At 69.8% G+C, this 21527-nt stretch carries 22 protein-coding genes; 12 read left to right on the top strand and 10 right to left on the bottom strand.

Annotated elements, in window-relative coordinates; genetic code table 11:
• Window positions 1–95 precede the first annotated feature (95 nt).
• Both AC3AOF_RS25815 and AC3AOF_RS25810 read left to right on the top strand, forming a co-directional pair.
• Window positions 96–266, top strand: coding sequence for a hypothetical protein (locus AC3AOF_RS25815; RefSeq protein WP_236988181.1), 171 nt, complete (start codon window positions 96–98; stop codon window positions 264–266).
• A gap of 20 nt (window positions 267–286) precedes the next feature.
• The gene (locus AC3AOF_RS25810) at window positions 287–502 is read left to right on the top strand and encodes a hypothetical protein (RefSeq protein ID WP_236988182.1); all 216 of its coding nucleotides are present in this window, start codon (window positions 287–289) and stop codon (window positions 500–502) included.
• Between the two features lie 118 nt (window positions 503–620).
• Here the strand turns inward: AC3AOF_RS25810 and AC3AOF_RS25805 are convergent, their stop codons facing one another.
• The 4 genes from AC3AOF_RS25805 to AC3AOF_RS25790 form a co-directional block, all read right to left on the bottom strand.
• Window positions 621–1511, bottom strand: a complete 891-nt coding sequence (locus tag AC3AOF_RS25805) for a LysR family transcriptional regulator (RefSeq protein ID WP_488346879.1) — start codon at window positions 1509–1511, stop codon at window positions 621–623.
• Between the two features lie 69 nt (window positions 1512–1580).
• Window positions 1581–2045, bottom strand: a complete 465-nt coding sequence (locus tag AC3AOF_RS25800) for a nuclear transport factor 2 family protein (RefSeq protein ID WP_488346878.1) — start codon at window positions 2043–2045, stop codon at window positions 1581–1583.
• A gap of 80 nt (window positions 2046–2125) precedes the next feature.
• The gene (locus tag AC3AOF_RS25795; RefSeq protein ID WP_488346877.1) at window positions 2126–4204 is read right to left on the bottom strand and encodes a 2Fe-2S iron-sulfur cluster-binding protein; all 2079 of its coding nucleotides are present in this window, start codon (window positions 4202–4204) and stop codon (window positions 2126–2128) included.
• A 60-nt stretch (window positions 4205–4264) separates the two neighbouring features.
• Window positions 4265–4879, bottom strand: coding sequence for a glutathione S-transferase family protein (locus tag AC3AOF_RS25790; protein WP_488346876.1), 615 nt, complete (start codon window positions 4877–4879; stop codon window positions 4265–4267).
• A 521-nt stretch (window positions 4880–5400) separates the two neighbouring features.
• Here AC3AOF_RS25790 and ccoN point away from each other — a divergent pair.
• The 10 genes from ccoN (at window position 5401) to fixJ (ending at window position 16751) form a co-directional block, all read left to right on the top strand.
• Complete coding sequence (ccoN, locus tag AC3AOF_RS25785; protein WP_488346875.1) at window positions 5401–7059, top strand: cytochrome-c oxidase, cbb3-type subunit I; 1659 nt, start codon at window positions 5401–5403, stop codon at window positions 7057–7059.
• A 61-nt stretch (window positions 7060–7120) separates the two neighbouring features.
• Entirely contained in the window at window positions 7121–7861 is a 741-nt protein-coding gene (gene ccoO, locus AC3AOF_RS25780) for a cytochrome-c oxidase, cbb3-type subunit II (protein ID WP_488346874.1), read from the top strand.
• On the top strand, window positions 7861–8016 hold the full coding sequence (locus AC3AOF_RS25775; RefSeq protein WP_428913983.1) for a cbb3-type cytochrome c oxidase subunit 3: 156 nt from the start codon (window positions 7861–7863) through the stop codon (window positions 8014–8016). The genes ccoO and AC3AOF_RS25775 overlap by 1 nt, the downstream gene beginning before the upstream one ends.
• Window positions 8017–8021: 5 nt before the next feature.
• The gene (gene ccoP / locus AC3AOF_RS25770) at window positions 8022–8882 is read left to right on the top strand and encodes a cytochrome-c oxidase, cbb3-type subunit III (protein WP_488346873.1); all 861 of its coding nucleotides are present in this window, start codon (window positions 8022–8024) and stop codon (window positions 8880–8882) included.
• 629 nt (window positions 8883–9511) lie between these two features.
• Window positions 9512–10921 carry a cytochrome c oxidase accessory protein CcoG gene (gene ccoG / locus AC3AOF_RS25765; protein ID WP_488349057.1) on the top strand — a complete coding sequence of 470 codons (1410 nt, stop codon included), beginning with the start codon at window positions 9512–9514 and terminating at the stop codon, window positions 10919–10921.
• Window positions 10922–10923: 2 nt separating this feature from the next.
• Complete coding sequence (locus AC3AOF_RS25760) at window positions 10924–11421, top strand: FixH family protein (protein ID WP_488346872.1); 498 nt, start codon at window positions 10924–10926, stop codon at window positions 11419–11421.
• Window positions 11422–11692: 271 nt separating this feature from the next.
• Window positions 11693–14011, top strand: a complete 2319-nt coding sequence (locus AC3AOF_RS25755; RefSeq protein ID WP_488346871.1) for a heavy metal translocating P-type ATPase — start codon at window positions 11693–11695, stop codon at window positions 14009–14011.
• 253 nt (window positions 14012–14264) lie between these two features.
• Window positions 14265–14402, top strand: a complete 138-nt coding sequence (gene ccoS / locus AC3AOF_RS25750; RefSeq protein ID WP_488346870.1) for a cbb3-type cytochrome oxidase assembly protein CcoS — start codon at window positions 14265–14267, stop codon at window positions 14400–14402.
• A gap of 125 nt (window positions 14403–14527) precedes the next feature.
• Window positions 14528–16150: a PAS domain S-box protein gene (locus AC3AOF_RS25745; RefSeq protein ID WP_442919225.1), complete on the top strand. Its 1623-nt coding sequence runs from the start codon at window positions 14528–14530 to the stop codon at window positions 16148–16150.
• Window positions 16140–16751, top strand: a complete 612-nt coding sequence (fixJ, locus tag AC3AOF_RS25740; RefSeq protein ID WP_236988195.1) for a response regulator FixJ — start codon at window positions 16140–16142, stop codon at window positions 16749–16751. Before AC3AOF_RS25745 ends, fixJ begins: the two co-directional genes overlap by 11 nt.
• A 539-nt stretch (window positions 16752–17290) precedes the next feature.
• On the opposite strand, the gene AC3AOF_RS25735 is transcribed toward fixJ, so the two are convergent.
• From AC3AOF_RS25735 to AC3AOF_RS25710, 6 genes are all read right to left on the bottom strand, one after another.
• Window positions 17291–17629: a hypothetical protein gene (locus tag AC3AOF_RS25735; protein WP_236988196.1), complete on the bottom strand. Its 339-nt coding sequence runs from the start codon at window positions 17627–17629 to the stop codon at window positions 17291–17293.
• A gap of 86 nt (window positions 17630–17715) precedes the next feature.
• On the bottom strand, window positions 17716–18249 hold the full coding sequence (locus tag AC3AOF_RS25730) for a GNAT family N-acetyltransferase (RefSeq protein ID WP_488346869.1): 534 nt from the start codon (window positions 18247–18249) through the stop codon (window positions 17716–17718).
• A 74-nt stretch (window positions 18250–18323) separates the two neighbouring features.
• A complete protein-coding gene (locus AC3AOF_RS25725; RefSeq protein WP_236988198.1) occupies window positions 18324–18644 on the bottom strand; it encodes a DUF6916 family protein in 321 nt (106 codons plus the stop codon).
• Window positions 18641–19321, bottom strand: a complete 681-nt coding sequence (locus AC3AOF_RS25720; RefSeq protein WP_236988199.1) for a phage tail protein — start codon at window positions 19319–19321, stop codon at window positions 18641–18643. The genes AC3AOF_RS25725 and AC3AOF_RS25720 overlap by 4 nt, the downstream gene beginning before the upstream one ends.
• A gap of 373 nt (window positions 19322–19694) precedes the next feature.
• The gene (locus tag AC3AOF_RS25715) at window positions 19695–20021 is read right to left on the bottom strand and encodes a DUF6916 family protein (RefSeq protein WP_236988200.1); all 327 of its coding nucleotides are present in this window, start codon (window positions 20019–20021) and stop codon (window positions 19695–19697) included.
• Window positions 20021–20710 (bottom strand): phage tail protein, encoded by a 690-nt coding sequence (locus AC3AOF_RS25710; protein WP_236988201.1) that lies wholly within the window; start codon window positions 20708–20710, stop codon window positions 20021–20023. Before AC3AOF_RS25710 ends, AC3AOF_RS25715 begins: the two co-directional genes overlap by 1 nt.
• Between the last annotated feature and the right edge of the window lie 817 nt (window positions 20711–21527).

Raw genomic sequence — 21527 nt, 5'->3', positions numbered from 1 at the left:
GGGCACGCAACACGCAGGCAATGCCCGCCTCCTATACGCCTCGCCACCGACGGCCGATCGCGGCTGCGAAAGTCCAGGCAGCAGGGGCAGGCACGATGCTCACCATCCTCCGGATCGTCACGGCCGCCGCCATCCTCGCCGGCGCGAGCCCTGCGAGGCCCGTCATGGCGGCGCATATCGTCCCGATCGACCGGGAGGGAGCGGCCGGGGCCGCGTCGCATCCAGGCGGCGCCTGCCCGCTGCGGGCCTGGCCTTACATCGGCTGACGACGCTACCGGATCGCGTCGTGTCCGACCCGCCCCCGAAGGTCGGGACCGCCGTTCCCGAGGGTGCCGAGCTGTTCCAGATCCGCAACGAGCGCATCGCCCGCACCGCCGAGGCGCAGCTGGAGGCGGATCTCGGCGCGACCCACGAGCGGTCAAGCGCCCTCGAAGGGCAGGTCGGCTCGCTCTCGGCCATCAAGAATCGCGGACCGGGGTGGGGGAGTGCCGCGACCGGATGATCGTGAATCCCTATACCGGGCACTATTCCCAGGACATCCGCCCGCTCGACACGTCGGCGATCGCCGGCGGGCTCTGGTCGCGCCGGGTCGGCCGAACGCGCGAGCGGCAACCTGAGCGTCAGCCGAGGAACCGGTTCGCGCGCAGCCGCGCCACGGCGAGGTCGACGAAGGTGCGCACCTTGGCCGGCGCCTGCCGCCCGTCGGGATGGACGACGTGGATGGGGAGCGGCGCCTCCTCGTATTCGGCGAGGGCGACCAGCAGCCGGCCGTCGAGCAGGGCGGGCCCGACCTGGTAGGACAGCGCCCGCGTCAGCCCCCAGCCCGCGAGCGCCGCCTGGATGCCGGCCTCGTTGGTGTTGCTCAGGAGCGCGGGCTGGACCGTCACGCGCTGATCCTGTCCGAAGCGCCACTCGGTCGAGGCCCAGGACCCGGTCGACATGGCGAGGCGGTGATGCTTCAGGTCCTGGGGCGTCGCCGGCATCCCGTGCGTCGCGAAATAGGAGGGAGCGCCGCAGACGACCCGGCGGACCGCCCCGACCCGGACCGCCGTGAAGCCGGAATCCGGCAGGTGGCCGATGCGGATCGCCACATCGATCCCTTCCTCGACGATGTTGACCTGCCGGTCGACGAACAGGGTCCGGGCGGTCATGGTCGGGTAGAGGTCGAGATACTCGGTCACGATCGGCAGGACGTGCATCCCGCCGAACAGGACCGAGGCGGTGACGGCGAGCGCGCCGGACGGCGTGGCGTAGGAGCCGGCGGCCGCGGCCTCCGCCTCGGCGATGTCGGCGAGGATGCGGCGGCAATCCTCATGGTAGCGGCCGCCCGCCTCGGTGAGCTTCACCGAACGCGTGGTGCGCACGAACAGCCGGGCGCCGATCGCCTCCTCCAGGGCCGCCACCGCCCGCGTCACCGCCGGCGGGCTCATGTGCAGCCGCCGCGCGGCCTCGGCGAAGCTCGCCGCCTCGGCGACCGTCGCGACGATGCGCATGGCCTGCAGGCGATCCATGGTTCCCCTCCTGGTCCTGCGGCGGCGACGCGCCGCCGTCGCAGGGCCGGTGATACGAGTACGATCGTCTCAGAATCCGAAATGGCTGAGGCCCGGATGGTCGTCCGGCCGGCGGCCGAGGGGCCAGTGGAACCGGCGCTCCTCCTCGCGGATCGGGTGCTCGTTGATGCTCGAATGCCGGGTGCGCATCAGGCCGTCCTCGGCGAATTCCCAGTTCTCGTTGCCGTAGGCGCGGAACCACTGGCCGCTGTCGTCGTGGTACTCGTAGGCGTAGCGCACCGCGATGCGGTTGCCGGAAAACGCCCAGATCTCCTTGATCAGGCGATAGTCGAGTTCGCGGTTCCACTTGCGGGTCAGGAAGGCCTCGACCTCCTGGCGGCCGTTCAGGAACTCTGCGCGGTTCCGCCAGCGCGTGTCCAGGGTGTAGGCGAGGGCGACCTTGGCCGGATCGCGGCCGTTCCAGCCGTCCTCGGCGAGGCGGACCTTGTCGATGGCGCTCGCCTCGGTGAAGGGCGGCAGCGGGGGACGGGACATCGGGGACTCCTCTGGAGCTAACGGGATCGGGACAGAGTGGCCGAGGGACGCGGCCGGGTCGACGGCCGCCGGGGCGAGACTCACAGGGCGAGATGCACGGGCCCGCTGCCCATGGCCGGGACGGCCGAGCAGATCAGGACCTCGTCCGCCGCGACCGCCGCCGCGGGTTCCTTGGCGTAGGTGACGGCGCCGGCAAGCAGCCGGGTCCTGCAGGTCCCGCAGGAGCCTTCCCGGCAGCTGAATTCGGGACTGAGGCCGCGGGCCTCGGCGAGGTCCAGCAGCATTCCGGATTCCGGCGTCCAGCGCGCCTCCTTGGAGGAATTCAGGAAAGCGACCGCGACCGGCTCCGCCGCGGCAGGCGGGCGTTCCGGCACCGTCGCGGCGGTCGGCCCGCTGCGCACGAGCGAGGAGGGGCCGAACGCCTCGGCGTGGATGCGGTCGTCGGCGACGTTGAGGCCGCGCAGGGCGTCATAGAGTCCTTGCGTGAAGGCGGGCGGGCCGCAGAGATAGAAGTCGTCATCGCCGAACGGCAGGAGGCGGGCCAGCAGCGCCCTGTCGATCCGGCCGGCGACGTCGTAATCGACCCCCGCGACGGCGTCGCCGGGCTCGCTGAGCACCCGCACGAGCCGCACCGCGCCGCCGGAAGCGGCGGCGAGCTCGGCCAACTCGCGGGCGAAGGGCCGGTCCTCCCGGGACCGGGCGGCCTGGACCAGAACGGTCGGCCGGACGCGCCGAGTCCGCAGGCCCTCGTAGACGACGTGGCGCAGCATCGCGAGGAGCGGCGTGATGCCGACCCCGCCGGCGAGCAGAACGGCCGGGCGCCGGCCTTGCGCGTCGATGGTGAAGCCGCCGGCCGGGGCGCGGGCCTCGATCTCATCTCCCACCCGCAAGGTCTCGTGCAGGTGGCGGGACACCGCGCCGTCCCGCTTGACGCTGATCCGGTACGTCGCATCCGACGGCGCGACCGAGAGCGTGTAGGTGCGGATGACCGGCGTCTCCTGCCCGGGCAGCGTCACGCGGATCGGCAGGTGCTGCCCGGCCCGGTGCGGGACGAGCCCGGCCCCGTCCGCCGGCCGGAGATGGAAGGAGCGGATCGTCCGGCTCTCGTCGACGATCCGGGTGACGGTGAACGGGCGCCACCGCGTCGCGAGGTCGGCGGCACGGAGCCGGTCGGCGGCCTCACGCCAGTCGCCGGTCATCAGCGAATTGGGCGACCAGCCGTCCGGCCGGAAAGTCCAGCGCCGGGGCAACGCGCCGCGCCGCCGCACCACCCGGCGCGGCCGGACCGTCCAGAGCCGCTCGGCACCCTGGAAGGCGGCGATCTCGGGCGAGGACAGGACGATTTCGGCGTCCCCCGTCAGCTGCAGCAGGTCGCCGGTCGCGAAATCTGCGAAGACCAGGCCGGCCTTGCCGTTGAGCAGGATGTTGCCCAAGGTCGCGAAGAACAGGTTGCCGGCGAAATCGGGAATCGTGAGCGTGCCGTCGGCGGCGACCCGCACGAAGCCGGCCTTGCCGCCGCGATGCGAGACGTCGACCTGACGACGCCCGTTCTGCTCGGTGTAGGAGGCGACGAAGAAGGTGTCGGCGGCCGCGATCGTGGCGCGGGCCGCCTCGTCGAGGGCGGCGCTCTCCTCGACGGCGCTCGCGACGGCCTGCTGCGGATCACGGATCGCCGCGCCGTCGCGCAGCTGGATGTATTGCGGGCAATTGCCGAAGCTCTGCTCGACCTCGACCCGCAGGAGGCCCTCCGCCGATCCGCGGATGACGCCGTTCACCCGGTTGCGGCGGCGGGTGTGCAGCTCGATGCCGAGGAGACCGATCGCCTCGCCCTCGCGCAGGCCCGCGCTCGCCGGGTCGCCCGGTTCGGGCCGCGCCGCGATGGTGAGCGCCCTCGGGCCCGGCGCGGCGACGAAACCCGGCGTGCCGGCGATCAGCGTCGCCCAGGCGTCGCCCTGCGGGTCGACGCTGCCGGCGACGAGGAACGGGAGCTGCGCGAAGAAGGCGCGGTGCTGCTCGGGCATGAAGTCCCGCACCACGCGCCGGCCGACCTCCGCCATCCGCGCGGCGACGCCGACCTGTTCCTGGATGGCCGTCTCGCCCGGGTGCCAGGGCGAAGCCTGGGGGGCGGAAGGCCCCGTCATCGTCGAACCATCGCTCATGATGCATCTCCCGTCCGGTTCGGTCGGGCGCAGCCTGACGGCGCGCCCGGACAGGTGGGGTCAGGCGGCGCTGAGGCCGGCCGGGGTCTCCGCGAAGGGGAGGAAGCCCGGCAGGGCCTCGATCCGGCGCAAGTACGCGACGACGTTCCGATAGTCCGACAGGTCGACGTTACCCTCGGGGGCCCGCGCCAGATAGCTGTAGAGCGCGACATCCGCGATCGTCGGATGCCCGCCCACCAGCCAGTCGCGGCCGGTCAGGTGCGCCTCCAGGCGCCGCAGCAGGGTATGGGCCCGTCCGATCACCTCCTCGGGGCGGAAATCGGCGCCGAACACCGTGACGAGCCGGGCGGCGGCGGGGCCGTAGGCCAGCTCGCCGGCAGCGACCGACAGCCAGCGCTGCACGGCGGCCGCGGCCTCTGCGTTCTCCGGCAGCCAGTCGGTCCGGCCGAGCTTCTTCGCCACGTAGACCAGGATGGCGTTCGAATCCGCGATGACGATGCCGTCGTCGTCGAGCACCGGCACCTGGCCGAAGGGGTTGAGGGCCAGGAAGTCGGGCCGCTTGTGCGCCCCCGCCCTCAAATCGACCTCGACCGCCTCGTGCGGCACGCCGAGCAGCGCGAGGAACAGCCGGGCCCGGTGGGCATGGCCCGAGAGCGGGTGGTGATAGAGCTTCATGATCGCGGATCCTCGTTTCCGTGGCCCGGCCTTGCCCGAACCGCCCCCGTACCATGCGGGGATCGGGCGCCATCGAGAATGCGCGCATTCGGCAGTTCATCATTCCGGATTCTGGAATAATAACTGTTTGCTTCTCCACACTGCTCAGGGCTGTTCGGGGAAAGAACAGGCGTGGGTTTCCCCTCTCCCCGCGGGCGGGGAGAGGGCTGCGAACCCCTTGTCGGGTTCGCAGCGAGCCCGCAGGGCGAGGGTGAGGGGGTGTCTCCGGATGAGACTCTTCCGGCACCGCCCCCTCACCCTCGCTCCGGCTTTCGCCTGCGCTCACTTCATCGACGACAAGGTCGATGAAGTCCTCTCCCCGCCCGCGGGGAGAGGGGAAAACACGCGCCTCATCTTTTAACGGGCAGGCTTTTGATGCGCGGAGCGTCCCAGGGCGATTGACGCAGATCAAGGCTCCAGACCCGCGCCACCAGCACATCGGGTTCGTCCCGCATCCGCGCCTGGAGCGAACCGATCCAGCCATGTCCGCCAGTCCCGCACCCAAATACATGACCGAAGGGGAGGCGGGCCTGTGCGCCGCCTTGGGCCTTGCCGCCCTCCTGTGCCTGATCGCCTCGGCCAAGGCGGTCGATCCGGCTTACGGTCTGCATACCGGCCTGTTCTCGCTCGCCGCCGTGGCCGGCATCGTGGCGATCCTGCGCCGCTACGCCGCCCGCGACCCCGAGCCGATCCCGCAGGAGATCGGCGGCAAGCCGAACTACAACCTGGGTCCGGTGAAGTTCGCCGCCATCGCCGCGATGGGATGGGGCCTCGCCGGGTTCCTGGTCGGCTGCATCATCGCCTTCCAGCTCTGGGCGCCCTCGCTCAATCTCGGGCTCGAATACACCACCTTCGGGCGCCTGCGCCCGCTGCACACCTCGGCGGTGATCTTCGCCTTCGGCGGCAACGTCCTGATCGCGACCTCGCTCTACGTGGTGCAGCGGACCTGCCGGGTGCGGCTCGCGGGCGATCTCGCGCCGTGGTTCGTGGTGCTCGGCTACAACCTGTTCATCGTCGTGGCCGGCACCGGCTACCTGATGGGCGTGACCCAGTCGAAGGAATATGCCGAGCCGGAATGGTACGCCGACCTCTGGCTGACGGTGGTCTGGGTCGTCTACCTCGCGGTCTTCCTCGCCACCCTCGCGAAGAGGCGCGAGCCGCACATCTTCGTGGCGAACTGGTTCTACCTCGCCTTCATCGTCACCATCGCGATGCTGCACGTCGTCAACAACCTCAGCCTGCCGGTGACCGTGTTCGGCTCGAAGTCGTACCCGATCTTCTCCGGCGTGCAGGACGCGCTGGTGCAGTGGTGGTACGGCCACAACGCCGTCGGCTTCTTCCTCACCGCCGGCTTCCTCGCCATCATGTACTACTTCATCCCGAAGCGGGCCGGGCGGCCGATCTATTCCTACCGGCTGTCGATCATCCACTTCTGGGCCCTGATCTTCATGTATATCTGGGCGGGGCCCCATCACCTGCACTACACCGCGCTGCCGGACTGGGCCCAGACGCTCGGCATGACCTTCTCGATCATGCTGTGGATGCCGTCCTGGGGCGGGATGATCAACGGCCTGATGACGCTCTCGGGCGCCTGGGACAAACTTCGCACCGATCCGATCCTGCGCCTGATGGTCGTGTCGCTGGCCTTCTACGGCATGGCGACCTTCGAGGGGCCGATGATGTCGATCAAGGCGGTCAACGCGCTCAGCCACTACACCGACTGGACCATCGGCCACGTCCATTCCGGCGCCCTCGGCTGGGTCGCCTACGTGTCCTTCGGCGCCTTGTACTGCCTGGTGCCGTGGCTGTGGAACCGCCGCGAGGTCTATTCGCTCCGCCTCGTCGAGTGGCACTTCTGGGTCTCGACGCTCGGCATCGTCCTCTACATCACCGCGATGTGGGTCGCCGGGATCATGCAGGGCCTGATGTGGCGGGCCACTAACAGCTTCGGCTTCCTCGAATATTCCTTCGTCGAGACCGTCGAGGCGATGCAGCCCTACTACCTGGTGCGGGCGCTCGGCGGCGTCTTGTTCCTGATCGGCGCGCTGATCATGGCCTACAACCTCGCCATGACGATCCTGGGCCACGAGGCGGGCGAGCGGAATTCCGTCGCCGACGCCGCCCTGGTCCCGGCCGAGTGATCTCCCGGGCCCGCCCGCCGGCGGGCCCCGTCACCTCATCGCAAGCGAAAGCACCCCGGCCATGGCCATCGCCCAGCCCGGCCTCTGGAAGAGGCATGAATTCTTCGAGACAAACTCGATCCTGCTGCTGATCGGCATCCTGATCGTCGTCGCCATCGGCGGCCTGATCGAGATCGTCCCGCTGTTCTACCTGAAGAGCACCATCGAGGCGGCGGCGGGCGTGCGGCCCTACACGCCGCTGGAACTGGCCGGCCGCAACATCTACGTGCGCGAGGGCTGCTATCTCTGCCACAGCCAGATGGTGCGGCCGATGCGCGACGAGGTCGAGCGCTACGGCCATTTCTCGCTCGCCGCCGAATCCATGTACGACCACCCGTTCCAGTGGGGCTCGAAGCGCACCGGGCCCGACCTCGCCCGGGTCGGGGAGAAGTATTCCGACGCCTGGCACCGCGAGCACCTGAAGGACCCGCGCGCCGTCGTCCCCGGCTCGATCATGCCGGCCTACGGCTTCCTCGACCGGCCCCTCGACGCCGAGGCGATCGCCGACGACCTGACGGCGAATGCCAGGCTCGGCGTGCCCTACGGCCCGGAGATGATCCTGCGGGCGGGAAGCGATCTCGCCGCCCAGCTCGACCCCGAGGGCGCGGATGCGGGTCTCCAGCAGCGCTACCCCGGCGCCGTCCTGCACGCCCCCGGCGAGAAGGGCCGCGTCACCGAGCTCGACGCCCTGGTCGCCTACCTTCAGGTGCTCGGCACGATGGTCGACTTCAAGCTCTACGACGACAAGAAGAACCTGAGGTGATGCCCGTGACCTACGACCTCGCCTCCCGCTTCGCCCAGACGAGCGGCCTTCTCTACTTCGTCGCCTTGTTCGCCGGAGCCACCCTCTACGCGCTCTGGCCGCGCAACCAGGGCCGGTTCGACGCCGCCGCCCGCCTGCCCCTCGACGAGGAGTGAGCCTCGTGACCGACACCACATCCACCCCCGAGACCACCGGCCACGAGTGGGACGGCATCGCCGAGTACAACAACCCGCTGCCGCGCTGGTGGCTGTATTCGCTCTACGCCACGATCGTCTGGGCCTTCGGCTACTGGATCGCCTATCCGGCCTGGCCGCTGGTCTTCGACCACACGCGCGGCCTGCTCGGCTACTCGTCCCGCGCCGCGGTGCTGGCCGATGTGGCCACGACCCGGGCGGCCCGCGCGGCGATCGGCCAGGACAAGCTCGCATCCGCCGATCTCGCGGCGATCGAGGCCGATCCGACCCTGCTGCCGCTGGCCCTCGCCACCGGCAAGGCGGCCTTCGGCGACAATTGCGCCGCCTGCCACGGCACCGCCGCGACCGGCCGGGCCGGCTACCCCAACCTCCAGGACGACGACTGGCTCTGGGGCGGGGGCCTCGAGACGATCGCCGAGACGATCCGCGTCGGCATCCGCTCCGGCCACGCCGACACCCGCACGGGCGAGATGCCGGCCTTCGGCCGCGACGGGATCCTGAAGCGCGACGAGGTCGAGACGGTGGCGAACTACGTCCTGTCCCTGTCCGGCAAGGCCTTCGCGCCGGCTCTCAGCCTGGAGAAGGGCGCCGCGCTCTTTGCCCAGAACTGCGCCGCCTGCCACGGCGAGCAGGGCAAGGGCAATCCGGAGATGGGCGCTCCCAACCTCACCGACGCGGTCTGGCTCTACGGCGCCGCGCCGCAGGAGGTGGTGGCGACGATCCAGGGCGGCCGCAAGGGCGTGATGCCGACCTGGGAGGGGAGGCTGGATGCGGCCACCATCAAGTCGCTGGCGGTCTACGTTCATGGGCTCGGGGGTGGGAAGTAGCGGGGCATTCCCCTCGAATCTGACGCTCTCCGAGTTCTCACCGTTCCTGGTCTTGGAACTCCGCGGTAGCTGAATCAGCAAGTTCCGCGGTGCGGCAGCAACGGCCGAGAGCATGACCCCTCCCCCCTCTGCGGGGGAGGGTGGCGAGCGGAGCGAGACGGGAGAGGGGCAGCGCGACGCTGATCCAGGTGGCGCCCGTCAGAACGCTTCAGCTTTGTCCGGAAGCGTCGTCCCCTCTCCCGCCCCACTCCGTGGGGCACCCTCCCCCGCAGAGGGGGGAGGGTTCTGGCGCGCCAATCGGCGATCAGTTCGTCGGCCAAGCTGACGTCATCCGGTACGAGCTGCCGCATCAGAGGCGAACGGGTCGTGCCATCGCCTGCCCGAATGACGGTGTTCGTCGTCCAGACCCGGGTTGTGGGCGCCCAGGCCGCCCCGCCGATTGCGCGAGATCAATGCCCGGAGCCGCTTGCCGGCCGAAGACATCGAGCGCCCGTTCCCGGGCGGCTGGACAAGCGGCGATGGCCTCGACGGAACCCGTGCGGACGATCCAAACCACCACCTCGGCCAGGTCTCGCACGACCCTGATCGAGGGCCGCACCAAGAAGTTCGGCCAGGCGGCGACCCGGCGAATGGTGTCGGCGCCGAACGGCGCGCTCTACGAGGCGCGGCGCAAGATCCAGCCGCAAGCCGTGCGCGGGCGCTTCCGTACCGCGAAGTGGATCATCCTGGCGGTCACCCTCGCCATCTACTACATCGTGCCGTTCCTGCGCTGGGACCGCGGCCCGGGCGCGCCGTCGCAGGCGGTGCTGATCGACCTCGACCGGGGCCGGTTCTACTTCTTCTTCATCGAGCTGTGGCCGCAGGAGGTCACCTACGTCATGGGCCTGCTGATCCTGGCGGCCCTGATCCTGTTCCTGATGAACGCGGTCGCCGGCCGGATCTGGTGCGGCTATCTCTGCCCGCAGACGGTGTGGACCGACCTCTTCCTCGCGGTCGAGCGCCTGGTCGAGGGCGACCGCCGGGCGCGGCTCAAGCTCGACGCCGCGCCGTGGTCGATCGAGAAGGTCGCGTTGCGCACCATGAAGCATGCGATCTGGCTCCTGATCGCGTGGTGGACCGGCGGCGCCTGGGTGCTCTACTTCGCCGACGCGCCGACGCTGGTGCACCGGCTCGCGACCTTCCAGGCCCAGCCCCAGGCCGTCTTCGCCATCCTGACGCTGACCGCGACGACCTACGTCCTCGCCGGCCACATGCGCGAGCAGGTCTGCACCTACATGTGCCCCTGGCCGCGCATCCAGGGCTCGCTCACCGACGAGCACTCGCTCAACATCCTCTACCGGGTCGATCGCGGCGAGCCGCGTGCCTCGGTCAAGCGGTCGCGAGCCCTGCGCGCCGCCGGAGAGCCGGCCGGCGACTGCGTCGATTGCTTCGCCTGCGTCACCGCCTGCCCGGCGGGGATCGACATCCGCGACGGGCTCCAGATGCCCTGCATCCAGTGCGGCCTCTGCGCCGATGCCTGCGACGCCGTCATGGTGAAGCTCGGGCGCCCGACTGGGCTCATCGCCTACGACACAGAAGCGAATTGCCGGCGCCGGGCCGCGGGCCAGCCGCCGGTCCGGAAGATCCTGCGCCCGCGCACCATTGCCTACGGGCTGCTGGTGGCCGGCATCGGCGGATTCATGCTGACCACGCTCGCGACCCGCAGCTTCACCGGCGTCAACGTCCTCCACGACCGCAACCCGCTCTTCGTCACGCTCTCGGAGGGCGGCATCCGCAACGGCTACACGGTGCGGGTCATCAACAAGCGCCCGTTCGCGCGCGACCTGACCCTCGCCGTCGAAGGTCTGCCCGGCGCCCGCACCGACATCGTGGGTGCGCCGGAGGGGGAGATCGCGGTGCCGGCCGACGCGACGCGGGAGATCCGCGTCCTCGTCTTCGCGCCGCCCGGCACCGCCGGCTCGATTCCGCTGACCTTCCGCCTCGCCGATCCGGTCTCGGGCGAGACCGCGCTGGCGCAGGACCACTTCAAGGCGCCCTGACCATGCACGCCCCCACCGCCGCACCGTTCCGCCTGACCGGGCGGCGCATCTTCCTCATCCTCGTCGGCTTCTTCGGCACGGTCGCGAGCGCCGACGCCTTCCTGGTCACGTCCGCGCTACGCACCTGGTCGGGGCTCGAGGTCGCATCGCCCTACCATGCCGGCCAGGTCTACAATTCAGACCTCGCCCGGGCGCGGGCGCAGGACGCGCGCGGCTGGCAGCTGGAGAGCGCCGTCGCCCGGGCCGGCACGGGCGCGACGCTCGCCGTCCTGGTGCGGGCGAAGACCGGGGACCTCCTGGCGGGCAAGGACCTGCGCGCCCGGCTGGAACGCCCCACCGATGCCCGCGCCGACCGGAGCCTCGCCCTCGCCGAGACGGCACCCGGCACCTATGCGGGCCGGGTCGAGGACTTGCCGGGCGGCCAGTGGCGCCTCGTCGTCGAGGTGTGGGGCCCCGACGGGGTCGAGCTGCGGCGCGAACGCCGCCTGACCCTCGATTGAGAACCTGTTTGACTGATCGACGTACTGTATCCCACCCACAGCCTCATCCTGAAGTGTTGGCAATCGAAGATCGCACGCGATTGAAAATCGACTGACCTAGAAGGAGGGGTCAAGAAAATTCTGCGATCTCTGGAACCATCCTTCGAGGCTCCTTTCAGTCTGCGATCTCCGATCGCCAGCATCTCGGGATGAGGTCACGGATGGGACAGGCAATTTCGTTGCGGTGCTGGGCGCGCAACCCAAGCATGCTGTGAGAATCCGAGGCGATCCGATGTGCTGCACCGATGCCGCGCTGGCCTATGTCGAGGCCCATGCCTCGTGGAGCGAGGCGAATACCCGGCCCTCCCTCGGGCGCAACTACAAGGCCTTCGTCTCCCGTGGCCCCACGGGCATCGCCCGGGCGGAATTCGCCGTCGAGGGCGTGCGCTGCGCCGCCTGCATGAGCGCGATCGAGCGCGGCGTGTCGGAGGTGCCGGGCGTCGCGAGCGCGCGCCTCAACCTCTCCGACCGGCGCCTCGCCGTCGCCTGGGCGCCGGGAGCCGAGGCGGAGATCGGCGCGGTCCTGGAGCGGCTCGACCGCCTCGGCTACGCTGCGTATCCCTTCGATCCGCGCCGGCCCGCCGATGCCGAGGCGGCGGAGACCGAGCGGCTGATCCGCGCCATGGCGGTGGCGGGCTTCGCGTCGATGAACGTGATGCTGCTCGCGATCTCGGTCTGGGCCGGCAACGTCTCCGACATGACGCCGGAGAATCGCGACCTCTTCCACTGGATCCAGGCCCTGGTCGCTCTGCCGGCGGCGGCCTATGCTGGCCGGCCGTTCTACGAAGGCGCCTTGCGGGGCCTGCGCGCCGGGCGGATCACCATGGACGTCCCCATCACCCTGGGCGTGGTGCTGACGCTGGTGATGTCGGTGGTCGAGACGGCGCGGGGGGCGACCCACGCCTATTTCGACGGCGCGATCATGCTGCTGTTCTTCCTGCTGATCGGCCGGGTGCTCGACCAGGCGATGCGCCGGCGCACCCGGGCGCTGGCCGAGAACCTGGCGGCCCTGCGCAGCGAGAATGCCGCCCGCATCGACGCCGAAGGATCGGTGCGGGACGTGCCGCTCCCGGACCTCGCTCCCGGCGACCGCGTGCTGGTGCGCCCGGGCGAGCGGGTGCCGGTCGACGGGATCGTCGAGCACGGGCGCTCGGACCTCGACCGCAGCCTCGTCACCGGCGAGACCGCGTCCGTGCCGGTCGGGGAGGGCGAGGCGGTCCATGCCGGCGCCCTCAACGGCGACGGGGCCCTCGTCGTCGCGGTCACGGCCGTCGCGGGGGGAACGCTCCTCGACGAGGTCGAGGGGCTGATGCGCCGGGCCCTCGAGGCGCGCTCCCGCGCGCTGGTGCTCGCCGACCGGGCGACCCGGCTCTACGTGCCCCTGGTCCACACCGCCGCCGCCCTGGCCTTCGTCGCCTGGCTCCTGGCGGGTGCCGGCCCGCATGCCGCCGTGATGATCGCGGTCGCGGTCCTGATCGTCACCTGCCCCTGCGCGCTCGGTCTGGCGATCCCCGCCGTCCAGGTGGTCGCGGCGGGGGCGCTGTTTCGCGACGGCGTGCTGCTCGCCGACGGCACCGCCCTGGAGCGTTTCGCGCAGGTCGACACGGTGGTGTTCGACAAGACCGGGACCCTCACCCTGCCGGAGCCGATCCTGGCCGTATCCGGGGACCCGGCGATCCTGGCGCAGGCTGCACGCCTCGCCCTGTCGAGCCGCCATCCGATGGCGGCGGCGCTGGCGAGAACCGTCCCCGGCGCCGAGCCCTGGCCGGGCGCGCAGGAGGCGGCCGGATTCGGCGTGCGGGTGGTGGTCGACGGCGTCGAACTCCGCCTCGGTTCCCCGGCCTTCTGCGGGGCCGAAGCCCAGGCCGCCACGTCGCTCTCCGCCGATCCGGAGGCCTCGGTGATCTGCTTCCGGGCCGGGGAGGGGGAGCCCGTCGCCTATCCGGTCCGCCAGGCCCTGCGCCCGGACGCGGCGGAGGTGGTGGTGGCCTTGCGGGCGTCGGGCCGCCGGGTGGTCGTCCTGTCGGGCGACCGCGCCTCCGCGGTCGCGGCGATCGCCGGGCGGCTCGGCGTCGCGGAATGGGAGGCCGGCCTGACCCCGCAGGACAAGATCGCCCGCATCGCGGCTTTGGAGCAGGCCGGCCGGCGGGTGCTGATGGTCGGCGACGGGCTCAACGACGCGCCGGCGCTCGCCGCCGCGCATGCCTCGCTCTCGCCGGTCACCGCCGCCCATGTGAGCCAGGCCGCCGCCGACGCCCTGTTCCTCGGCCGCAACCTCGCCCCGGTCCTGTCGGTGCTGGCGGTCGGCGCGCGGGCCAGGACCCTGATGCTCCAGAACCTGTGGCTCGCCGCCGCCTACAACCTCGTCGCGGTGCCGCTCGCCGCCGCCGGCTGGCTGACGCCGCTGATCGCCGCGCTCGCCATGTCGGGCTCGTCGGTGGTCGTCACGCTCAACGCCCTGCGGGCGCGGGGCCCGCTGCCGGTCAGGCCGGAGCCCGAAGCCGCGCCGGCGGCGGACCCTGGCGCACACGTCATCGGAGAGCCTGTTTGAGGTTCAGGGAGAGCATGGCGAAGCATTTCTCCATCCCACCCGCGGCCTCATCCTGAGGTGCTGCTGCCTGCAGCAGCCTCGAAGGAGGGCTCCAGGAACCTCTGCGTCGTCTGGAGCCCTCCTTCGAGGTCAGTCGATCTTCAATCGACTGACACCTCAGGATGAGGTTGTGGACGGGACAAACGATGCCGATCATCCAAGCAGACTCTTATCCCGACTTACCTGGTCCCGAATCATCCGAGGATCGACTCCAATGAGCGTGCTTCTCCTCGTCATCCCGATCGCGCTCGGCCTCGGCGGGCTCGGGCTTGCCGCCTTCCTGTGGGCGTTGCGCTCCGGCCAGTACGACGACATCGAGGGCGCCGAGCTGCGGGCCCTGTCGGACGAGTAACCCCAAGACCTGACAGGGACGGCCGGCCGGACTGGCATTCCCGCCCGGCCTGGGGCACCTTGCGCCGCGCCGGGGGCAGAGCGGCACCCAGGCATGACGAGGGACGGGGATTCGATGGGCGTGGCATGCGGGCGGTGCGGCGGGTCTCGACCGGAAGAGGTCCCGGCGGCCCGACTTCGGCCGTGACCGCCGCCCCCGAGACGCCGCCTCCCGGCGCCCCGAACGCCGAGGAGCTGCGCCAGACGCTCGACGAGGTCGGCATCTGCTTCTGGTCGCTCGATCCTGGCACCGGCCGCATCACCGTCTCGCCGAGCGGCGCCCGGCTGTTCGGCGTGCCGCCCGAGCGCCTGGGCACCTTCGAGGCGACGCAAAGCCTGGTCCATCCCGACGACCGCGAGGCCCGGGCGAGCGTCATCCGGCGGGCGCTGGACCGGGGCGGCAGCTACGAGGTCGATTACCGCGTCGTGCGTCCCGACGGCGAGACCGACTGGCTGCGCTCCCGCGGGACCGTGGAGATCGACCCGGAGGGGGGACCCTTGCGCCACCGCGGGGTGGTGTTCAGCATCCGGGCGCAGCGCCAGGCCGAGACCGAGCTGCGCGCCCGCGAGGCGCATCTGCGCTCGATCCTCGAGACGGTGCCGGACGCCATGGTGGTGATCGACGAGGCGGCCCGGATCCAGTCCTTCAGCGCCGCCGCCGTGCGCCAGTTCGGCTACGCCCCCGAGGAGGTGGTGGGCCATAACATCAGCCTGCTGATGCCCGAGCCCTATCGCAGCCGGCACGATTCCTACATGGCCCGCTACCTCGCCACCGGCGAGCGGCGCATCATCGGCATCGGCCGCGTCGTGGTCGGCCAGCGCCGGGACGGCTCGACCTTTCCGATGGAACTGGCGGTCGGCGAGATGCGCTCCTCGGGCGCGCGCTACTTCACGGGCTTCATCCGCGACCTCACCGAGCGCCAGCGCACCGAGACCCGGCTGCAGGAACTGCAATCCGAGCTGGTGCACATGTCGCGCTTCACCGCGCTGGGCGAGATGGCCTCGACGCTCGCCCACGAGATCAACCAGCCGCTCACCGCCATCGCCAGCTACCTCAAGGGCTGCCGCCGCCTCATCGACCGGATGCAGGGCGCCGGCACGCCGCCCCCCGAGATGGCGATGCTCGCCGGCGCGGTCGACCAGGCCGCCGACCAGGCCCTGCGGGCGGGTCAGGTCATCCGCCACCTGCGCGAGTTCGTCGCCCGCGGCGAGGGCGAGCGCCACATCGAGGAACTGCCCAAGCTCATCGAGGAGGCGAGCGCGCTCGCCCTCGTCGGCGCCAAGGAGCGCGGCGTCCACGTCACCTTCGCCCTCGACCCGGCGGCGCCGCTGGTGCTGGCCGACCGGATCCAGGTGCAGCAGGTGCTGCTCAACCTGATCCGCAACGCCATCGAGGCGATGCAGGACTCGCCCCGGCGCGAGCTGCGCGTGTCGACCCGGGCGCTGCCCGGGGACGGCCTCGTCGAGATCGGCGTCGCGGATACCGGCCCAGGCCTCGCCCCGGAGGTGGCCTCGCGCCTGTTCCAGCCCTTCGTGACCACCAAACCGCAGGGGATGGGGGTCGGGCTCTCGATCTGCCGCACCATCGTGGAGGCGCATGGCGGCAAGATCCGCGCCGAATCCCGGCACGGTCAGGGGCAAGGGCAGGGGACCGAGTTCCGCTTCAGCCTGCGGGCGGTGGACAGGAGGGAGCTGGACGATGCCCGATGAGCCGCTGGTGCACGTGGTCGACGACGACCGGGCGGTCCGGCAGTCGCTCGCCTTCCTGCTCGCCTCGGACGGGATCCCGGTGCGCCTGCACGATTCCGCCACGGCCTTCCTGGAGGCGGTCGCGCGGGTCTCGGGCTGCATCGTCACCGACGTGCGGATGCCGGGCCTCGACGGGATCGAGCTCCTGCGCCGCCTGAAGGCCCGCGGCGAGGCGGCGCCGGTGATCGTGATGACCGGCCACGCCGACGTGCCGCTCGCCGTCGCGGCGATGCGGGAGGGCGCGGCCGACTTCATCGAGAAGCCGTTCGACGACGAGGTCTTCCTCGCCGCGGTGCGCGCCGCCCTCGCATCCGGCCGCCGGAGCGCCGAGCGGGACGCCGCCGCGGCCGGGATCCGCCAGCGCGTCGCCTCGCTGTCGGAGCGGGAGGTACAGGTGCTCGACGAACTGGTGGCCGGCAAGCCCAACAAGGTCATCGCCCAGGATCTCGGCATCAGCCCGCGCACGGTCGAGATCTACCGCGCCAACGTGATGGCGAAGATGCAGGCCGGGAGCCTGGCCGAGCTCGTCCGCGCCGCCCTGGCGGCGGGGAGGGGGGCGTGATACGAAATCCGGAAGATCCCTTCCGGATTTCGTATCACCAGCCCGCGCGGCGCCTGAGCGAAGCCGAAATCCGCATTGCGAAGCAATCAATCGGATTTCGTATGAGCGGCGGTGATTGGGCCGACGGGTATTCGGGCATCCCACCCGCGACCTCAGGATGAGGTGCTGGCGATCGACGATCGCATTCGACCGCAGGGAGCCTCGAAGGAGGGCTCCAGAGACCATGGCGATTTCTGGAGCCCTCCTTCGAGGTCGGTCGATCGAAGATCCTGTGCGATCTCCGATCGCCGACACCTCAGGATGAGGTTGGGAGAATAGGGTATCGCACGCCTGATACCAACGGCCCAAGATGCTGACGCATCGATTCGATCTCGGGCAAGCCCGAGGTCGACGGGGCCGTCGACCCATCTCGAGCTTTCGACACCAAGCCCAGAAGTCCGGGACCTCGGGCTTGGCGTAAATTCGAGAACAGAACCAACGACCGTTTTCAACGACCGTTGGTATGATTTCGGTTTTCGGGAGATCGACCCCGCGCCGCCTCACCGCGCCCCGGCCGGGCCGGGCAGCGGGGCGTCGCAGGCCCGCGCGGCCAACCAGGCGACGGCGAAGCCGGGATCGATGACGAAGGCGCCGTTCTCGTCGCGCCGGTACCAGCCGCTCTTCGCCGGCACGTGGCCGGTGCCGTGGACGGCCGTCGTCACGAGGCCCAGGATGGTAGCGACCCGCTCTGGCGGCACGAGCGCCCGCATCCCGGCCGCGGTGACCGTTCCTTGCGCCGCGAAGGCATCGATCAGCGCGAGGGAGATCCGCTCCGGGACGAGACGCTGGCGGGCCCGGACCAGCCGACGCGCCCGGTAGGAAGCGGCGGCCCAGTCCATCGAATCATCTCCTGGGGGCCGCCGATGTCGCGGCGCGGCCTCGGGCCTCGGGCCTCGGGCCGACCATCCGCCGCGCGCGGGCGATGTCAAGCGCCGGCCGGCTGAGGCGCCCGCAGGCAGGCGGGGAGCCAGGCCATCTCGTAGAGCGGCGGGCGCACGGCCGTGACCTGGAAGCCCAGGCGCTCGTAGAGGCTCCGCCCGTCGGTGGCGCCGGCCATCGGGGTCGAGAGGGTGATCGGCAGGCGCTGCTGCTCGGCCGCCATCTGGAGGCTGCGCACGAGGTCGGTCCCGATGCCCTTGCCGCGGGCCGCCGCGACGATCGCCAGTTCGGTGATGCGCCAGTCATGGTAGCCGAGATCGACCACGAGGCGCCCGACCGCCTGGCCCGTGCGCTCGAGGATGAAGTCCAGATGCTCGGGATAGACCGTCTCGAGCCCGGTCCGCAGGGCCTTGAACTGCTGCTCGTAGAGCGTCTGCAGGAAGTCGCGGTCGTCGGCGGCCCAGGTGAGCCAGGGGCGCGACTCGACGAAGAGCTGCAGCAGGAAGTCCTGGTCCGTCGGGCGGATGGGGCGGAGCCCCAGGCCTCCGAGCAGCGGGATGGAGCCGGCATAAGCGACCATGCGGCGGGATGTCCTGTCGGGAGAAAACGGAACGAGGGCGCCCCTGCAGGCGGGCTGCGGAGGCGCGAGGGCGATCAGGCGAAGACCGCCTCGTACACGGCGCTGCCCGCCGGGAAGCCGATGGGCATGACGCGCTCGACATGGAGCGGCCCGACCGTGCCGAGCGAGGGGTGCGACAGCACGCACTCGCCACCCGGGGAGGCGCCGGCCGCGGGACCGGCGAAGGTCAGGCTGAACGCCGTGCGGGGGCTCCCCGGCATGGTCGCGCGGGGATGCTCGTCGCAATGCGCCAGCGTCACCGCCAGGTCGTGCCCGTCCGGGCCGTGCAGCCCGAACGCTTCCCCCACCAGGGGCGCGAAGACGCCTGCCGACAGGGTGTCGAGCGAGGCGCTCACTGGCGGCTCGGATAGATGCCGGTCAGCGCGACGATGAAGTTCAGCGCCAGCGAGGGCTGCAGGTTGGTGAAGCCCTGGTTGCCGCCGGCCACCGCGTTCGTCACGGTGCCGCCGGTCACCGTATTGACGGCGACGGTCTGCTCCGGGATCGCCGGGGTGCCCGACACCGTGATCGACGCGGCGTTGAGGGTCGTCATGGTGGCGGGGGAGGCCGGGGGATAGGCCGTGTAGATTTTTCCTGTCGAGGTGCCCGCTGCCAGCACGGTCCCGGCCCCCGGGTTGACGCTGCCGCTCCCGCTCGCGACGTTCAGCGCCACGTTCAGGGGGCCGGTCTGCGCCGGAATGGTGATGTTCTGGCTGCCGGTGGTCGGCGCGAACGTCGCCTGATGGGTGTGCATCGGCATGTTGGCGACGGTCAGCGTCGTCGTCTCGGTGCCGGTCGGCATCCCGATGCTGTAGTTTTGCAGGCCGGAGCCCTGGCCGACGCCCAGGGGAATGCGGCTGCGCAGATCCGGCAGGCCGAAAGTCGTCGTGCCGTTGCCGCCGTAATACGTACTGAAGAGAGAGAACAGCGCCGTGTTCTGATTGATGGGCAGGAGCTGCCCCTGGCACTGTGCCCAGCCGTTCGGTGGAAAATTGAATCCGACCGTCAGGATAGTTCCGAGAAAAGCTTCCATTGCGAGTTCCCCCTGGAGATTTTCGATTGGTCGAATTGAAATGTCGTAGAAAACGAATGAGATATCGATTCGATTGTTATCAGGAGCTCTAGTGAATGACAACGGCAATCCGCACATGATCGCGCGGTGATGGTCGATGGCGATGACGCAGCGACCGCATGAGGGGGTAGACCGGGAGGGATCGATGCCCGGGCCGCCGTCCGACGGCCGGAGCTTTGCCGCCGACTGCGATTCGCCATCCCGCGACCCTGCCGTCCACGGACGAGATCCGGCATCGTTCCCCCTCCGGCGGATGTCCCGTCGGGGGAGATCGGAGAGGCGGCCGCCGTGCCCGAGTGGGGACTGATCCCCGGCCGGGGCCGCCCCGCGCCGCTCAGGAGAAGACGGCCTGGTAGGAGGCCGTGCCCGGCGGGAAGCCGACGGGCAGGACGCGCTCGACGTAGAGCGGCCCGAATTCGCCGAGCGTCGGATGAGACAGCACGCCGTGGCCGCCGCCATAGTCGCCGACCGCGTCCGCCGGGCAGGTGAAGATCAGCCCGAACGCCGTGCGGGCGCTGCCCGGCATCGTCGCACGCGGATACTCGTCGCACCGCGCCAGCGTCGCCGTCAGGGCGGAGCCATTCAGATCCCGGAAGGTGAACGTCTCTCCCACGGCGGGGGTGAACAGCCCGGCGGACAGGGTGCTGAGCGAATCGGCCATCAATTCGGCCGCTGCGGGTAGAGGCCGAACATCGTGATGATGAAGTTCAGCGCCAGCGAGGGCTGCATGGTGCTGAACGGGGTGCCGCCGCTATTCGGGCCGACCGTCACCGTACCGCCCGTCACCGTGTTGATGGCAACGGTCTGCTGTGGGATTGCCGGGGTGCCGGTCACCGTGGTCGATGCGTCGTTGAGGGCCGTCATGGCATTGGGGGCAGTCGGGGGATAGGCTGCGTAGACCTTCGACGAACTCGTGCCCGATCCCAGCACGGTCCCGGTCCCGGGGGCGGCGCCGCCCGGCGCATTCGAGACGTTCACCGCCACCTTCAGGGGACCGGTCTGTGCCGGGATGGTGATGTTCTGGCTGCCCATGGTCGGAGCGAACGTCGCCGGATGGACGTGGGGCGGCAGGTTGGCGGCCGCCAGCGTCGTCGTCTCGGTGCCGTAGACCTTGGAGACGGCGTATTGCGTGGTGGGGGTGACCGTGGACTGGCCCGCGCCGATGGCCGCGCGGCCCGACAGGTTCGGCAGGCCGAAAGTCGTTGAGGCGTTGCCGCCATACATGTTGGTGATGAGGGAGAACACAGCTTGATATTGCTGGATGTTCAATATCTGCCCTTGGCAGGAAAGCCAGCCGTCCGGCGCCCAAGTGAACGGCACCATGAAAATCATGCTCGTCATCGCTTCCATGATAAAATTCCTTTAATGGATTGTGCCGTGCGGTACGACGGATGCAGACGAATCACTTGCAGCTGGCGATTCGCCCTGCACTTAGACTGTTAGACGACGCCACCGCCTCTCGGCAAGGGGATCTTTGGAAAACTGATGCCAGGCGCCATGCCGCCTGGAGCTAACGCTGAACCGGCAAAACGATCGCTAGGGCGAGCTTATCTGCTCATCATGGCTAGCTATTGGGATGGACAACCGCGGCGTCACCGGTAAGACGACACTTTCCTCATCGTGCGGCCTTTCATTGCGGTCCGGATTGGGCGGCTTGCCCGGCATGTCGACCGAACGACGACTGGGGCTTGTTCCGGCGTTCTTCCATGATCGGCCGGGACAAGATCGCCATCGAAGGCGAAAATATCCGATAGATTGCGAAAAAAATCCCAGGCTGGCAATTTCAGCATATCGCGCTTAGTTTGACCTATTATATTTGATATATTAGTATGTATATTACTGATAATATAAATATAGAACATCTCATTATACCACAAGATCATGAATATGGCGCAAATGTCACGTGCGGCGAGTTTGATGGATGGCAGCCGCGAAAATCTGTTTTTCTGCCTTCCGTTATGGATTGCTCGCGGGCATTTTGCCGAACGATCGATGCGCCGCATGGCCATTCCGCCTGCTTCGACAAGATCGAACGGGCGTGCAAAGATTTTTGGGGGATTGCAATGGTCCAGAGGCTGGTTACACTGTCGGGGACGACCAACGTCGATGGCAATTCGATCAGTTTTTTTTATGGAAACTCGACGAGTCAATCCAATTATCTTGGCAC

Source organism: Methylobacterium sp. 142-1Y (assembly GCF_057747795.1).
Note: the sequence above shows the minus strand (reverse complement) of the source record. Positions and strands in the feature narration are given on the sequence as shown.